The organism is Neobacillus oceani, from assembly GCF_046237595.1.
In the GTDB taxonomy this organism is placed as follows: Bacteria; Bacillota; Bacilli; order Bacillales; family Cytobacillaceae; genus Bacillus_D; species Bacillus_D oceani.
In genome coordinates, this window is sequence record NZ_CP143543.1 from 1,912,410 (window position 1) to 1,928,945 (window position 16,536).

The 16,536-nt window shown below is 47.3% G+C and carries 14 protein-coding genes; all 14 read left to right on the top strand.

The genetic code is table 11. The annotated features are described in order from the left end of the window. Positions 1–187: 187 nt before the first annotated feature. The 14 genes from V1499_RS09500 (at position 188) to V1499_RS09565 (ending at position 16,497) form a co-directional block, all read left to right on the top strand. Positions 188–1,144: a polysaccharide deacetylase family protein gene (locus V1499_RS09500; RefSeq protein ID WP_409275719.1), complete on the top strand. Its 957-nt coding sequence runs from the start codon at positions 188–190 to the stop codon at positions 1,142–1,144. A 98-nt stretch (positions 1,145–1,242) separates the two neighbouring features. After that, on the top strand, positions 1,243–2,481 hold the full coding sequence (locus V1499_RS09505) for a M16 family metallopeptidase (RefSeq protein ID WP_409275720.1): 1,239 nt from the start codon (positions 1,243–1,245) through the stop codon (positions 2,479–2,481). 344 nt (positions 2,482–2,825) lie between these two features. Further along, entirely contained in the window at positions 2,826–3,074 is a 249-nt protein-coding gene (locus V1499_RS09510) for a YlmC/YmxH family sporulation protein (RefSeq protein ID WP_316568532.1), read from the top strand. Positions 3,075–3,410: 336 nt separating this feature from the next. Next, positions 3,411–4,313, top strand: a complete 903-nt coding sequence (gene dpaA, locus V1499_RS09515) for a dipicolinic acid synthetase subunit A (protein ID WP_409275722.1) — start codon at positions 3,411–3,413, stop codon at positions 4,311–4,313. Beyond that, complete coding sequence (gene dpaB / locus V1499_RS09520) at positions 4,310–4,909, top strand: dipicolinate synthase subunit B (protein ID WP_409275724.1); 600 nt, start codon at positions 4,310–4,312, stop codon at positions 4,907–4,909. The genes dpaA and dpaB overlap by 4 nt, the downstream gene beginning before the upstream one ends. A gap of 199 nt (positions 4,910–5,108) precedes the next feature. Next, a complete protein-coding gene (asd, locus tag V1499_RS09525) occupies positions 5,109–6,164 on the top strand; it encodes an aspartate-semialdehyde dehydrogenase (protein WP_409275726.1) in 1,056 nt (351 codons plus the stop codon). Positions 6,165–6,194: 30 nt separating this feature from the next. Then, positions 6,195–7,424 carry an aspartate kinase gene (gene dapG / locus V1499_RS09530; RefSeq protein ID WP_409275727.1) on the top strand — a complete coding sequence of 410 codons (1,230 nt, stop codon included), beginning with the start codon at positions 6,195–6,197 and terminating at the stop codon, positions 7,422–7,424. A gap of 91 nt (positions 7,425–7,515) precedes the next feature. Next, positions 7,516–8,397 carry a 4-hydroxy-tetrahydrodipicolinate synthase gene (gene dapA / locus V1499_RS09535; protein WP_409275729.1) on the top strand — a complete coding sequence of 294 codons (882 nt, stop codon included), beginning with the start codon at positions 7,516–7,518 and terminating at the stop codon, positions 8,395–8,397. A 347-nt stretch (positions 8,398–8,744) separates the two neighbouring features. Next, positions 8,745–10,412, top strand: coding sequence for a ribonuclease J (locus V1499_RS09540; protein WP_409275730.1), 1,668 nt, complete (start codon positions 8,745–8,747; stop codon positions 10,410–10,412). 224 nt (positions 10,413–10,636) lie between these two features. Then, positions 10,637–11,368 carry a ClpP family protease gene (locus V1499_RS09545; RefSeq protein WP_409276268.1) on the top strand — a complete coding sequence of 244 codons (732 nt, stop codon included), beginning with the start codon at positions 10,637–10,639 and terminating at the stop codon, positions 11,366–11,368. Beyond that, positions 11,365–11,574, top strand: coding sequence for a YlzJ-like family protein (locus tag V1499_RS09550; protein ID WP_409275732.1), 210 nt, complete (start codon positions 11,365–11,367; stop codon positions 11,572–11,574). The genes V1499_RS09545 and V1499_RS09550 overlap by 4 nt, the downstream gene beginning before the upstream one ends. 180 nt (positions 11,575–11,754) lie before the next feature. Further along, on the top strand, positions 11,755–14,109 hold the full coding sequence (locus V1499_RS09555; protein ID WP_409275733.1) for a DNA translocase FtsK: 2,355 nt from the start codon (positions 11,755–11,757) through the stop codon (positions 14,107–14,109). Between the two features lie 481 nt (positions 14,110–14,590). Further along, positions 14,591–15,316 carry a GntR family transcriptional regulator gene (locus V1499_RS09560; protein ID WP_409275735.1) on the top strand — a complete coding sequence of 242 codons (726 nt, stop codon included), beginning with the start codon at positions 14,591–14,593 and terminating at the stop codon, positions 15,314–15,316. 71 nt (positions 15,317–15,387) lie between these two features. After that, complete coding sequence (locus V1499_RS09565; protein WP_409275736.1) at positions 15,388–16,497, top strand: BMP family protein; 1,110 nt, start codon at positions 15,388–15,390, stop codon at positions 16,495–16,497. The last annotated feature ends 39 nt before the right edge of the window (positions 16,498–16,536 follow it).

Below are 16,536 nucleotides of genomic sequence, written 5' to 3' on the forward strand. Positions count from 1 at the left end.
GCCTTAAATATGGATGGGAAACGAAGCCAGGGGACATCCCTGGCTTTTCTCATTTAAAAGCAACATGAAAGCGCGGCTGCCGGTTTCCCACCGGGAGAAACCCATCGACAAGCCGATAACTCGCCGATGGAGGCTTGTTCTATCAAATGCTTCGCCAACATACTTTTGTATGGAGGAGGGAGCGAAAATGGCAAAACGGTTTGGACTATTTCTTGTTGCATGTTTTCTTTCATTATCATTCGTTAACAGCCCTTTGGTCGGGACATACATACAATCGCTGAAAACAGGTGCGCAGGCCGTTTCAAAGCAGAAAGATCCTTTGTATGAGAGAATTTTAGCAGAGGCTAAGGATAAAGGATTCCCTGCTGAAGATGCCCGCATTGATAAAGTTTGGAAAGCGATGCCAGGATATAATGGGCTGGAGGTCGACATTCCCGCCTCGTACCGGAAAATGAAAGCTTCAGGAAAATACGACCCCAAGAAGCTCGTATATAAGGAAGTCAAGCCAAAGGTCCATCTTGGCCAATTGCCTCCCGCGCCGACTTTCAGGGGTAGCCCGTCAAAGCCTATGGTTTCGTTTGCAGTTAATGTCGCCTGGGGTAACGAGTACTTGCCTGATATGCTGGCAGTCATGAAGAGGCACAATGTGTCCGCCAGTTTTTTCCTAGAAGGAAATTGGGTAAAGAAGAATCCGGAGCTAGCCAAAATGATTGCCACCGCAGGGCATGAAATCGGCAATCATTCTTATTCGCATGCGGATATGAAACGAGTATCCAGAGAAAAAGCCCTGGATGAGTTAAGAAAAACAAATGAGGTAATAGAAGCGACAACCGGTAGTAAATGTGCCTGGTTTGCCCCGCCGAGCGGCAGCATGGGACCAGAAACAACAGCGATTGCCGCTGAAGCTGGGATGCGGACCCTTATGTGGACCGTCGATACGGTCGATTGGCAAAAGCCGAGCCCGGAAACAATTATTAACAGGGTATCGTCGAAGGTTTCAAATGGCTCAATCATCCTTATGCATCCGACGGAGCCAACCGTAATCGCCCTCGAACGCCTGATTATATCTATAAAAGAAAAAAAGCTGAAAATCGGAACGGTTTCCGATATGCTATCAGAAAGCAGGGTAGAAGTTTTCGAATAGCTTGCGAAGGAGCCGTTAAAATTTGGAGAATTCGCCCCAAACATGTAAAATGATTTCAGAGCTAGCCGCAGCAGTTGTCCAAGAACAGGAGGAATTCGATGATTAAGAAATATACTTGTCAAAATGGTGTACGGGTTGTGCTGGAAACGATTCCAACAGTCAGGTCCGTTGCCATCGGAGTCTGGATCGGCACAGGCTCCAGAAATGAAATGTCTGAGAACAACGGAATTTCACACTTTTTGGAGCACATGTTCTTCAAAGGGACAAAAACGCGTACAGCCCGGGAAATCGCTGAATCATTCGACAGTATCGGCGGCCAGGTAAATGCCTTTACTTCGAAAGAATACACCTGCTATTATGCAAAAGTGCTTGATGCGCATGCGGATTTCGCGCTTGAAATCCTTTCTGATATGTTTTTCAATTCAACGTTTGACAGTGAAGAGCTGAAGAAGGAAAAGAATGTTGTATTGGAAGAAATCAAAATGTACGATGACACACCGGATGACATTGTCCATGACCTCTTAAGCAAGGCGGTATATGAAAACCATCCGCTCGGCTATCCGATCCTTGGAACGGAATCGACGCTTGAAACCTTCACCGGCGACAAGCTTAATGAATATATTTACAACCATTATACACCCGAGAATGTCGTCATTTCGATTGCCGGGAATATTTCCGACACATTTATATCGAAGGTGGAGAGACGCTTCGGCTCGTACGAAGGCGGCAATCCTTCTATCCGCGAAAACAAACCGGATTTTCATGCAAACAGGCTGTCCAGGAAAAAGGAAACCGAACAAGCCCACCTCTGCATTGGCTTTGAAGGGCTGAAAGTTGGCCATAATGATATTTACAGCCTTATTGTGTTAAACAATGTCCTTGGCGGCAGCATGAGCAGCCGACTGTTCCAGGATGTCCGTGAACAGCGCGGGCTCGCCTATTCGGTCTTTTCGTATCATTCTGCCTATCAGGACAGCGGGATTGTTACGATTTATGGCGGCACCGGCGCTAAACAGCTCGATTTGCTGTATGAAACAATTCAGGAGACGCTTGATACGTTGAAGCGTGACGGAATAACCGATAAAGAGCTGACAAACAGCAAAGAACAGCTCAAGGGAAGTCTGATGCTAAGCCTTGAGAGCACGAATAGCAGGATGAGCCGGAACGGGAAAAACGAATTGCTGTTAAAACATCACCGTTCACTGGATGAAATCGTGGAGCTGATCGACAATGTATCGAAACAGGGCGTGGACCGTCTAGCAAACTCGATTTTTTCAAACCACTTCTCGATCGCCTTGATCAGCCCGGACGGAGAACTCCCAGCTAAATTGAAATAATTGATTTTAAGTGGCCATTGCGGATGCAATGGCTTTTTTGTATTGTGGGGAGTTGGACTCGGAAAGGGAAAATTCGGGGACATGTGTCCAAAGATGTCTCGTGTTTGGACATAGATTGTAAAACTCTGGGGACATATGTCCAAAGAAGCCCCATGTTTGGACAGAGAATGCGAAAATCCGAGGACATGAGTCCAAAGATGTCTCGTGTTTGGATATTGAACGGAAACTCTCGCTACCAGTCATTAATTTCACCCCCATTCAGAGAGCGGTTGCCCAATTTCGGCTAGTCTATTTTCCACCTTTACGCTATACACTAGTAAAAGAATAGCAGGGGGGCGATCTAATTGAGGCTAAGCGAGCTAAGCGGAAAGGAAATTGTGGATGTGAAGCGGGCGGAGCGGCTCGGGGTCCTAGGGCAAACCGATCTTGAGATAAATGAACAAACAGGCCAAATTCAGGCACTGCTAATCCCGTCCCTTAAATGGTTTGGACTCCGCAAGCAAGGGGAAGAAATCCGGGTTCAATGGAAGCACATCAAAAAAATCGGTGCAGACATGATTATCATTGATTTCCCTGGAGAAGCCGACGAGTAACCTCGATAGAGGAATCACGCCAGTTTAAATTTATGTATAGCTATAAAGACTGAATATTCCCTTCCCAAAACGATAATAACATTATGTTAACCAAACCCGGTTGAAATGCAGCCGGGTTTTTTTCATGGGCTTCATTTGATAAAAACGTTTAGCCGGTTACAGGTCCACGTTAACGCTAAATTCCATATAAGCTAATGGCTGTTTTTTTACATATGAGCAGCTGAACAAGCCAGCATTCCCCTTTGTTTTTCACCGAAATCCGCTTCCCTTCATAAACTGATAAGTAGCCTGGAGACCTGGGCAACGAATGATTCTTATAAAGAAGGTGAAGGGTTCATGCTGACAGGTATGCAGATAGCCATAATTGGCGGAGATGCCCGGCAGCTCGAAATTATCAGGAAGCTGACCGAACTCGATGCAAGACTATCGCTGATTGGTTTCGAGCAACTGGATCATGCCTTTACAGGTGCGCAAAAGGAAAAACTCGCCGAAGCGGACTTATCTGAAATGGATGCGCTAATTCTCCCGGTATCGGGAACCAGCCTGGAGGGCCAGGTTGAAACGATTTTTTCAAATGAACAGGTTATTTTAACAGAAGCAAGTCTGGCCAAAACGCCTGAATCATGCACGGTTTATTCCGGAATAACGAACCCATATTTGACTGGCATAACAAAGCAAGCAAAACGGCGGCTTGTTCAGTTATTTGAAAGAGATGATGTCGCGATTTACAACTCGATTCCTACCGTCGAGGGAACGATCATGATGGCGATCCAGCATACCGATATCACAATCCATGGATCGAAAGTGGCAGTCCTCGGGCTTGGAAGGACCGGCATGAGTGTGGCAAGAGCGTTCTCCGCGCTCGGAGCCAAGGTGAAAGTAGGAGCTAGGAAAACCGAACACCTTGCAAGGGTTACGGAAATGGCACTTGAGCCTTTTCATCTTTCGGATATAGAAAAAGAACTTAGGGATGTGGATATCGTCATCAATACGGTACCGCACCAAATCGTCACCGCCTCGGTTATCTCGAAAATGGCGGCGCATACGTTGATCATCGACCTTGCCTCAAAGCCGGGGGGAACCGATTTCCGTTACGCCGAAAAACGGGGCATTAAGGCACTCCTTGCGCCGGGGTTACCCGGAATTGTGGCCCCGAAGACAGCAGGCCAGATTTTGGCGAACGTCCTAACGCAATTGCTTCAATCGGATCTTAAAAATAGAGAGGGGAAAGTGACATGAATCTTAAAGGGAAACGAATCGGTTTCGGCCTTACAGGCTCACATTGCACATATGACGCCGTCTACCCGGAAATTGAGAAGCTGGTAAACGCTGGCGCGGAGGTTGTTCCTGTTGTCACGTTTACGGTAAAGAATACCGAGACAAGATTCGGCAAGGGAGAGGATTGGATTGAAAGGATCGAACAGCTGACCGGGAAAACAGCGATAGATTCAATCGTTAAAGCCGAACCGCTCGGCCCGAAGGAACCCCTGGATTGCATGGTCATTGCCCCGTTGACGGGAGCGTCGATGAGCAAGTTCGCGAACGCGATAAATGACTCCCCTGTTTTGATGGCAGCAAAGGCGACACTCCGGAACCAGAAGCCGGTCGTCCTGGGAATTTCAACGAATGACGCGCTTGGGTTGAACGGTGTTAACCTAATGAGGCTTATGTCGTCCAAAAATATTTTTTTCATTCCGTTCGGGCAGGACGACCCGGTAAAAAAACCGAATTCGATGGTTGCAAGGATGGGACTTTTAAAAGAAACGGTGGAATCCGCCCTTGAAGGAGTCCAATTGCAGCCTGTTCTTGTGGAGAGGTACCTGGATAAAAACTAACCAATTCGAGCCAGCCATGCAATTGATTATTTCATTGTCGGGGGAATGTGATAAAATGTAGGAAAGTTTGTCGGCGGGCTAAGCCCGCTGATACCTTTCATACATATGGATCTTCTTTAAGGGGAAGCTCCATCATAGGATAGCATTCACTTAAAATAGTCAACTTGAGGCTTTTTTGGACGGAAGGGGTTAACAGAAAATGGATGGTCAAACTGGATTGAATGTGGCTGTAGTAGGTGCAACTGGCGCTGTTGGCCAGCAAATGATTGAAACACTTGTGAAAAGGAACTTTCCGATTGAAAAGCTAGTCCTGCTTTCCTCATCCCGGTCGGCAGGGAAGATTGTAACGGTAAATGGGAAGGAATATGTGGTCGAGGAGGCCAGGCCGGAAAGCTTCGAAGGCATTGATATCGCGTTATTCAGCGCGGGCGGCAGTGTCTCGAAGGAGCTTGCGCCGGAAGCCGCAAAGCGTGGGGCCATTGTCATCGACAATACGAGCGCGTTCCGGATGGATCAGGAAGTGCCGCTTGTTGTTCCCGAAGTAAATGAAGAGGACGTCCATACACATAAAGGAATTATAGCGAATCCAAACTGTTCAACGATACAGATGGTTGTTGCGCTTGAACCGATTCGAAAGAAATTCGGCCTGAAAAAAATCATTGTCTCTACGTACCAGGCTGTATCCGGCGCGGGGGCCGCGGCGATTGAGGAATTGAAAGAGGAGACCCGGGCCATCCTTGCCGGAGAGGAATTTGAACCAAAAGTCCTTCCGGTTAAAAGTGCAGACAGGCATTATCAAATTGCCTTCAATGCAATTCCGCAGATTGATATGTTTGATGATAACGGCTTTACACTTGAAGAACTCAAAATGATCAATGAAACGAAAAAAATCATGCACGACCAGAGCCTTCAGGTAGCGGCTACATGTGTCAGGCTCCCTGTCGAGACAGGCCACTCGGAATCTCTTTACTTTGAAATTGAATCCGACGGCGTTACCGCGGACAATATTAGGGAGCTTTTAAAAGAAGCGCCAGGTGTTGTCCTTCAGGATGATCCCGCCAACCAGGTTTATCCAATGCCGGCTGATTGCGTAGGGAAACAGGATGTATTTGTCGGCAGGGTGAGAAGGGATCTTGATAACACGAAGGGCTTCCATATGTGGGTCGTTTCGGACAATCTCCTGAAAGGCGCGGCCTGGAACTCCGTGCAAATCGCGGAAAGCCTTGTCCGCCTCGGCGTTGTTGGACAAAAGTAATAAACAACATAGCAGTTTTGGGGTGCTTGAATGAAATTAATTGTCCAGAAGTTTGGCGGAACATCCGTCAGGAATGAAGAAAGCAGGCAAAATGCCAAAAGCCATATAGAAAAGGCCCTTTCGGAGGGGTATAAGGTCGTCGTGGTTGTTTCGGCAATGGGGCGCAAGGGAGACCCATACGCCACAGACACGCTTTTATCCCTAGTGGAAGGAAGCATCGGGAAAATCAGCAGGCGTGAAATTGATATGCTCATGTCCTGCGGTGAAATCATCTCCAGCGTAGTGTTTACATCGCTTCTTCTTGAATCGGGCATTAAGGCTGCCGCCCTGAATGGAGCACAGGCTGGTTTCCGGACAAATGATGACCATACAAATGCCAAAATCATTGAAATGAAATGCGAGCGGCTGCTTGAAGAATTGAGTGAAGTGGATGTTGTCGTTGTCGCGGGTTTCCAGGGTATAGCCCAAAACGGGGACATAACGACCATTGGCAGGGGAGGCAGCGACACAACTGCCGCGGCAATCGGCGCAGCTCTTGGCGCCGAGTGGATTGATATCTTTACGGATGTTGAAGGAATCATGACGGCCGACCCTCGAATCGCCGAAAATGCTCGGCCACTGCCAGTCGTCACCTATACAGAGGTATGCAATCTTGCCTATCAGGGGGCAAAAGTCATCCATCCGCGGGCGGTTGAAATCGCGATGCAGGCAAAAGTGCCGATGCGCATCCGGTCCACATATTCGGACGGCCCGGGTACACTCGTAACAAGCCAGGCAAGAACGAGCGCAGGCAGTGATATTAAGGAACGGCCAGTTACCGGGATTGCCCATGTGCCTAACGTGACACAGATTAAGGTGTTTGCAAAAGAAGGCCAATACAACCTGCAATCCGAAGTCTTCAAGGCAATGGCGAATGAGAAAATTTCTGTCGATTTTATCAATATTTCTCCAAATGGGGTAGTATACACAGTGTCGGAGGATTCTGCCGACCGGGCGATTTCTGTCCTGAATGGAATCGGGCATGAGCCCGTTGTGGAAAGGAATTGCGCGAAAGTATCGGTTGTCGGCGCGGGGATGGCCGGGGTTCCGGGAGTAACGGCTAGGATTGTAACAGCTCTTGCCGGCCAGGGTATCCGCATTCTCCAGTCAGCAGATAGCCATACAACCATTTGGGTCCTTGTAAAACAGGACGACCTTGTAAAGGCGGTCAATGCCCTTCATGACGCATTCCAGCTTGAAAATGAGCCCGCCGATTATTGAAAGGCTGTAACGATTGTAAACATACATGAACATAATAAGCCGGCAGGTGCCTTGCCTGCCCAAACCAAACAAAGGACGGGTGAAGAGGACAATGATTCATTTTGGAAGAGTTTCTACTGCGATGGTAACTCCTTTTGATCACAAAGGACATATCGATTTTTCAAAAACAACACAGTTGATCAACCATTTAATCGAAAATGGGACTGATTCCCTTGTCATTGCGGGTACCACCGGCGAATCCCCAACATTGTCAAAAGAGGAAAAGCTTGCGCTGTTCAGCCATGCCGTCAAAACAGTCGCCGGCAGGATTCCTGTCATTGCGGGAACAGGCAGCAACAATACGTATGAATCAATTGAAATGACAAAAAAAGCGGAACAGCTTGGCGTCGATGCTGTTATGGTGGTCGCCCCTTATTACAACAAGCCAAATCAGGAAGGCCTATACCAGCATTTCAAGGCGGTGGCGGAAAGTACAACTCTGCCGGTAATGGTCTATAACATTCCGGGCCGGGCTGTCGTCAATATCTCACCGGAAACGATCATCCGCCTATCCGAGATTCCAAATATCGTAGCAGTAAAGGAAGCCAGCGGCGACCTGAATGCCATGACAAAAATCATCGCAAATACACCTGAAGATTTCATCCTCTACAGTGGAGACGACGGCATTACTTTGCCTGTCCTTTCCATTGGCGGGTTTGGTGTCGTATCAGTGGCTTCCCATATTATCGGCAATGAAATGCAGGAAATGGTCCAGGCATTTTTCGTAAAAGATACTGACAAAGCGGCCCGTCTGCATCAGCAGCTTCTTCCGGTCATGCAGGGGTTATTCGCGGCACCAAGCCCCGCTCCGGTAAAAACCGCCCTGCAGCTGAAAGGGCTGGACGTAGGATCGGTAAGGCTTCCGCTCGTTCCTTTAACCGCTGAAGAACGTGCTACATTGTCTAAAGTATTGGGAATCCATCAGCCATCGTAAATCTATTTTTGTCCCTTTATGGGAAAATGAAGTGATTTTCAAGGCAGCAGGCGCGATTTTTGCCCGCTGCCTTTTTCCATGCGTGCACTTTATGTAAAAAAGAAGGTTAACGCCCCGGAGGAAAGCGCGTGCCTTTTGATTCAATGAACTTATATTTCATATTGGTGGTATAAGAAGTTTTTTAACCTTTATAGACGAACATTTTAAGAAATGAATCTGCCGTACCCGGAAGGTTTTTCGCTTTTGGCGCGCGGGAGGGGAATAAGGTTGTAAAGATTTTCCGCATTAAAGTATAATGATTGTAACTGATCTCGATCGGCCTAAATCACCATAGGAGGAAACAGAAATTGGCAAAGAAAAAAAATAAGAATATCAGGATCGTCGCTCTTGGCGGCGTAGGAGAAATCGGGAAGAACATGTTCCTGGTCGAGGTGGACAGGGATATCTTCGTCATCGATGCCGGCTTAATGTTCCCCGAGGATGAAATGCTCGGCATTGATGTTGTCATTCCCGATATTACCTACCTGCTCGAAAACAAGGAAAGGGTCAAGGCGGTTTTTCTTTCCCATGGCCATGAGGACCATATTGGTGCCTTATCCTACATCCTGAGGCAACTTAAGGTTCCTGTTTACGGGACGGAGCTGACGCTGGCACTCGCCTGGGCGAAGCTGAAGGAACAGGAATTCAAAGGTAAAACGGATTTTATCGAAATCAACTCGGATTCAATCGTTGAGATTGGGAACGTAACCGTCTCATTTTTCAAAACAAACCATAGCATCCCTGGCTCGGTTGGCATTTGCATTAACACGTCCGAAGGGGCAATCGTCTATACAGGCGACTTCAAGTTCGACCAGGGCGCGACGGAGTTGTACAAGCCCGAAATCGGCAAAATGGCTGCGATTGGCGAAAAAGGGGTTCTGTGCCTTCTTTCCGACAGCACGGAGGCGGAAAAGCCCGGCTATACAACTTCCGAAGCGATTGTCGCCAGGGAAATGTGCGACACCTTCTATACCGCGCCTGGGAGGATTATCGCGGCATGCTTCGCTTCGGATATCAACCGCATCCAGCATGTCTTTGATTCGGCGCATGAAACAGGGAGGAAGGTCGCTGTTGTCGGGAAGAGCCTTGAACGGATTTACCATATCGCCGTTGAACTAGGTTATCTTGAAATTGCGGAAGGGCTGATTGTCCCAGCTGCCGAAATCGGGAACCTTCCAGACAGGGAAATCGTCATCCTCATGACAGGGTCCCAGGGAGAACCAATCGAGGGGCTGCAAAAGATGGCGCGCAAGTCTCATAGGCTTGTCAACATTAAGGAAGGCGACACTGTCATGATCGCCGCCTCTACGTTAAGGGGAAGCGAGCTTTTCCTGGCAAAGACGGTGGATATGTTGTTGCGCGCGGGCGCAAATGTCGTTTCAAACAAAAAAATGATCCATGTTTCAAGCCATGGCAGCCAGGAAGAATTGAAATTTATGATCAATTTGATGAAGCCGCGGCTGTTCATTCCGGTACACGGAGAATACCGGATGCTGAAGGCACATGAAAAAATCGCCAGGGAATGCGGACTTTCCAGGGAACAAATTTACATTCCCGATAACGGGGAAGTAGTCGAAATCAAGGAAGGGAAGTTCGTGCCGGGTGGTAAGGTTCCATCTGGGAACATCCTGATCGATGGAATTGGCGTCGGCGATGTCGGCAATATTGTCCTCCGAGACCGCAGGCTCCTATCCCAGGATGGCACATTGATAGTAGTCGTCACTCTTTCAAGAAAAGAGAGGAAAATCCTTGCAGGGCCTGAAATCATTTCACGGGGCTTCGTCTATGTCAGGGAATCAGAAAAGCTGATGGAGGACTCCGGCAAGCTGGTCAAGGATATCGTTGAGAAAAACATTTCCCGCGATTTCTTTGATTGGACCAGCCTAAAACAGGAAATCAGGGATGACCTAAACAAATATTTATTTGAAAGAACAAAAAGGCGCCCGATGATCCTCCCGATCATTATGGAAGCCTAATTTAAAGCGCCGGCAATGCCGGTGCTTTTTTTTTCGGAAAATCGTGCGGCCCTTCATAATCTCCAAATTTGCGTAAAATAAACCTTCAGTGAGCGGGAATTTTACCGCTGTTAACAGTAAGGTAAAAAACGAAAAGGCATGATTTTGCCAAGGCGGTTCAATACTAACCATATATGATCCGAAGGGAGACAGTTTGAATGGACCACTTACTTCCGTCAGGGCGGATGGGCGACAAGGGGGAGGCGCCGAGCCCGGAAACCGAAGAGAAACCAAGTTCCGCGCTGATTGAGAAAATCCAACAGCTTGGGGCAACCAATGTACCACAGCTCTCAAATGATTCACGAATTCACTGCATGACGATCGTTGGGCAAATTGAAGGGCATCTTACCTTGCCGCCGCAAAATAAAACAACGAAATATGAACACATTATTCCACAGCTTGTCGCAATTGAGCAAAATCCCAAAATTGAAGGGCTGCTTGTTATCCTTAACACGGTCGGCGGGGATGTGGAAGCTGGCCTTGCCATTTCCGAAATGCTAGGATCGCTTTCAAAACCTACCGTATCCATTGTCCTCGGGGGAGGGCATTCGATCGGGGTTCCGATTGCCGTTTCTTGCGACTACAGCTTCATTGCCGAAACAGCCACAATGACGATTCACCCAATCCGGCTGACAGGGCTTGTCATCGGCGTTCCCCAAACCTTTGAATACCTTGATAAAATGCAAGAGCGGGTCGTCCGATTTGTGACAAGCCATTCCAATATTCCGGAGGAAACGTTTAAAGAATTGATGTTTGCAAAAGGAAACTTGACTCGCGATATCGGGACGAATGTAATTGGGGTGGATGCGGTCGAGTATGGTCTCATTGATGAAGTGGGCGGGCTTGGCCCCGCAATGAAGAAACTGAATGAATTGATTGACTTGCGGAAAGCGGAGAAGGAAGGGTTGATTCAATGATCCTTTATACAATGATGCCCCAAGAACTTATATTTCAACATGAGCAGGAAGCGGGGCTGACAGGTAGAAAAATTATCTTCAGGGAAGGCGTTGCCATTGAAGTCGAACCTTCGGGGGACTCCTTCCAGATTGTCAGGCTGCTAAGCACCGATCCCGCCCATTTCATGGACTCAAGATGGCTGCCGGGTTCGAAAATTTCAATGTAGGTTGAAGGTCTTGTCCAATCCAGCCGCCCTTTATGTTATAATCGGATTACGGTTTAGGAAAATGGCATTTTTGGATTCATATCCAAAAGGCGGAACTGCCATACTGAATGAAGCAGCCGGATGGCTGCTTGTTCTATTTGGCGGTCCCTTGCTGCAGACTTATACATAAAGGTGATCGGAATGGCCAAGAAAAAACGAAGGCAAACCCGGAACAGGGATAATCAATTAAAAACAACACTTAAATTCGAGCTGGCTGGCCTGATCATGCTCGCTCTATCCATTATTTCAATGGCTGAGCTAGGGGCTGTGGGAAATGGGGTTTCCCTGTTTTTCCGGCTTTGGCTCGGGGAATGGGCAATGGCAGGGCTAATAGGGATGTTCGTGTTAAGCATCATCATGATGTGGAAGAGGGAATTTCCTTTTCTTTTCCATTCAAGGCTAACAGGGGCTTACCTTATATTGGCGGCTTTGCTGATCCTTAGCCATATTACCCTATTCTCCTCACTGGTAAAGAATGGACAGGTTGAGAATCCAAGTGTGATAGCCAACACTTGGGGATTTTTTTGGGATGAAGTAAAGGGTGAGCCGTCTTCCGAGGACCTTGGCGGCGGTATGGTTGGCGCAGTCCTGTACGCGATGTTCCATTACCTGTTCGCAACGACAGGCACAAAAATCATTGCGGGGTTATTGATTGTGAGCGGCCTAATCCTGCTTACCGGTAAGACTTTTGGTGAAGCGCTTGGTAAAATTTTCTCGTTAATCGGTTCAGGCTTCAGAAGTCAGCTTGAGGCGTTCAAAGCTGATTTGTCAGAATGGAAGGGAAAAAGGCAAAAACAGAAAGAAAAGCAGAAACGGGAAAAGACCGGAAAGGAAAAAAAGCCTGCGGAAAAACCGGTGGCTGCCCCAACCGAGATTATCGATGGATCCGCTGCTGGGATAATGGAAGAGCCGTCGGTAACGGAACCTATCATTTCAAGTTTTATTGACAAGGCATATGGAAATGGCGGCGCGCAGGAACGCACTAAAAAGCGCCAGCCTGAACCAGCGGAAAAGGAGTTGGAGGAAGAGGAAATCGCTCCCCCAATCACCTTTGTGGAACTTGAAAATACATCGTATGAGCTGCCGCCTCTTTCATTATTAAAAGCTCCGAAAAAGGCGGACCAAAGCGGGGAATATGAATTGATTCACGCCAATGCCGCGAAACTTGAGCGAACGTTCCACAGCTTCGGAGTAAAGGCGAGGGTAACCCAGGTGCACCTTGGACCGGCCGTGACAAAATACGAGGTTCATCCGGATGTTGGTGTAAAGGTAAGTAAGATTGTCAGCCTGAATGATGACCTCGCCCTTGCCCTTGCCGCCAAGGATATCCGGATTGAAGCGCCGATCCCTGGAAAGTCTGCAATTGGGATCGAGGTTCCCAATTCCGAGGTAGCAATGGTTTCTTTACGGGAGGTACTGGAGGCGACTCAAAACGACCGTCCGGATTCAAAGCTTTTGATTGGGCTCGGCCGTGATATTACCGGAGAAGCGGTTCTCGCCGAATTGAACAAGATGCCGCACCTATTGGTCGCTGGGGCGACTGGAAGCGGGAAAAGTGTGTGCATCAACGGCATCATTACAAGCATTTTAATGAGGGCAAAGCCGCATGAAGTAAAGCTGATGATGATCGATCCAAAGATGGTCGAGCTCAATGTGTATAATGGTATTCCCCATTTGCTCGCGCCTGTTGTGACCGATGCGAAAAAAGCATCCCAAGCACTTAAAAAGGTCGTCAATGAGATGGAAAGGCGTTACGAGCTCTTTTCATTTACAGGAACAAGGAATATCGAAGGATATAATGAACATATTAGGCGACATAACGCGGAGGAAGAGGATAAGCAGCCGTTGCTCCCATATATCGTCGTCATTGTTGACGAGCTTGCGGATTTGATGATGGTCGCATCTTCGGATGTTGAGGATTCGATTACCAGGCTTGCGCAAATGGCCAGGGCTGCGGGTATCCATTTAATTATCGCCACCCAGCGTCCTTCCGTGGATGTCATTACAGGGGTAATCAAAGCCAATATCCCATCGCGGATCGCCTTTGCAGTATCGTCCCAGACGGATTCTCGGACCATCCTTGATATGGGCGGAGCTGAGAAGCTGCTCGGCCGTGGCGACATGCTATTCCTGCCTGTCGGCGCAACAAAGCCAATCAGGGTACAGGGTGCATTTTTATCGGACGATGAAGTAGAAGATACAGTTGAATTTGTCATCTCCCAGCAAAAAGCCCAGTACCAGGAAGAAATGATTCCTGATGATGTTCAGGAAGTCGAAGGTGAAGTCGATGATGAGCTTTACGAGGAAGCGGTCGACCTTATTATCGAGATGCAGACGGCATCAGTTTCCATGCTGCAGCGTAGGTTCAGGATTGGCTACACAAGGGCGGCGAGGCTGATTGACGAAATGGAAGCGCGCGGTGTTGTCGGCCCTTACGAGGGAAGCAAACCGAGGGCGGTACTTATTTCAAAGCAGCCGGAAGAAGCCGGCCATTAATTATTTATTTGAATTCGATTCAGGAAGCTGGCAATGCCGGCTTCTTTTTTTTTTGTAAAATTTGTTGGTCGGAATCCGGAATCAATGTCAATCCGGAGCGGAAATCCAGTTTAAATGTCATGCAACCCCCGATTAAAAAGTATTTCTTTTGACTCCTCACAGGACAGGAAACATCAACCTTAAAAAACAAGTTTACATGAATGCCTTAAAGGTTATTTTCTATCAATATGACATACTATATCCTTTCAACAGGATATAGCCGAATTGGAAAGTGGGGTGTTTTAATGGGTTAATCCATAAGGATCTCTACAAAAAAACAGCCAAAATGTCAACAAAAAATTACGAGATTCGACGATTTTTGTTTTCCAAAAAAATCTTTATTCTATTTATTTATGACTGGAAAAATGTTATAGTATTGTCGATTAGTAGGAATGATTAAACATCAGATGTCTGATGTCTCAGCAAAGCCTGGAGGATGCACATGTCTATTAAGTCGGATAACCGTCATTTGTATTTGCAGGTGATCGATCGGTTGAAGCAGAATATTGAAGAGGGCGTTTATAAAGAAAGAGAGAAGCTGCCTTCGGAATTCGATCTTGCAAAACAACTTGGGGTGAGCAGGGCGACTCTTCGGGAAGCGCTTCGCATACTTGAAGAAGAAAACGTTATCATTCGCCGGCATGGGGTCGGTACGTTTGTTAACGCAAAGCCTTTGTTTACTTCCGGAATCGAGCAGCTTAGCAGTGTGACGAATATGATTTTACAGGCAGGCATGAAGCCGGGCACCATTTTTCTGAGTTCATCAACACAATTGCCGGCAGAGGAGGACATTCGCCGGTTCTCGCTGGAAGAGGAAGAAGCAATCGTTGTGACCGAAAGGGTAAGGACCGCCAATGGGGAGCCCGTTGTCTATTGCATAGACAAGATGCCTGTACGCATACTGCCAGAGGCTTTATCCCATCAGGAAGAATCGCTCCTTTCCATTTTAGAAAACCAAACCGGGCGGAGAATTACATACGCGGTAGCCCAAATTGAACCACTTGGCTATCACGATAAAATTTCGCCTATCCTCGAATGCGATCCGGAAACGGCTTTATTGGTGCTAAAACAAATGCACTTCGATGAAGCCGATGAACCAATCCTTTACTCGGTAAACTATTTCAAAGCGGATAAATTCAGCTTCAAGGTTCTTAGAAAGAGGGTATAGCCTTGCTGGACGTTCCTGCCGCGAAAAACATTTCTACTAAATCAAACAACAATTTTTAGGGGGACAATGCCTTGAAAAAGCGCAAATTAGGTTTGTTCATGTCGCTGCTTTTGTCTGCGGGGATGCTTTTGTCAGCATGTGGCGGTAAAGAAGATGCTTCTTCTAGTAAAGGTGGAGACGACCAAAAGAAGAATGACCTTAAAGTAGGTATGGTTACTGACGCGGGTACAATCGATGATAAATCGTTCAACCAGGGTACTTGGGAAGGTATTAAAAAAGCGGAGGGCGAGCTTGGCGTTAAGACCAAATATCTGAAGCCATCCGGTACTACTGAAGCTGATTACCTGAAAGAAATCGGCAACCTTTACGATGCTGGCTACAAATTCATCGTAACACCTGGTTTTAAGTTCGAAACTGCTGTGTTCAAGGCGCAGGACAACTATAAGGATGCAAAATTTGTCATTATCGATGGAAATCCTCACAGCGGCGATTTCAATCCAGTTGTGAAGGAAAATACCGTTTCTATTTTCTTTGCAGAACACCAAGCAGGTTTCTTGGCAGGGGTAGCTACTGCCCTTGAACTGAAAGAAGGAGAAGCAGGCTTCATCGGCGGAATGGAAATCCCTCCAGTCCAGAAGTTTAACTGGGGCTTCCAACAGGGTATTAAATACGCCAATGAAAACTTCGAAACAAAGATTGGCATGAAGAAAGAAAACTTCATTTATCAAGGCTCATTTGACAACGTTGCTGCAGGCGGCCAGATTGCAGCCTCCATGTTCGACCGCGGAGTTAATGTCATTCACGCAGCTGCAGGCGGTGTTGGCGTAGGCGCAATCAAGGAAGCAATCAACCGTGTTAAAGACGGTAAAAATGTATGGATCGTCGGAGTTGACGTAGACCAGTACGAAGACGGTAAATATGATGGGGACAAGTCAGTTATCCTTACTTCTGCCGTGAAGAATATTGACCAATCGGCATTTGACATGATTAAGGACGAACTTGACGGCAAATTCCAGGGCGGCAAGACCCTCATGTTTGATGCTAAAAATGATGGCGTCGGCATTCCTGCTGAAAACCCTAACTTGAGCGATGATACATCCAGCAAGGTTAAAGAGGTATACGAAAAAGTTAAGAGCGGAGAAATCCAAGTAAAGAGTGAACAAGGCGATCTCTTCAAGTAATAAACGTGTATACAAAATGAGACGGTTCTTTTCCCGTCT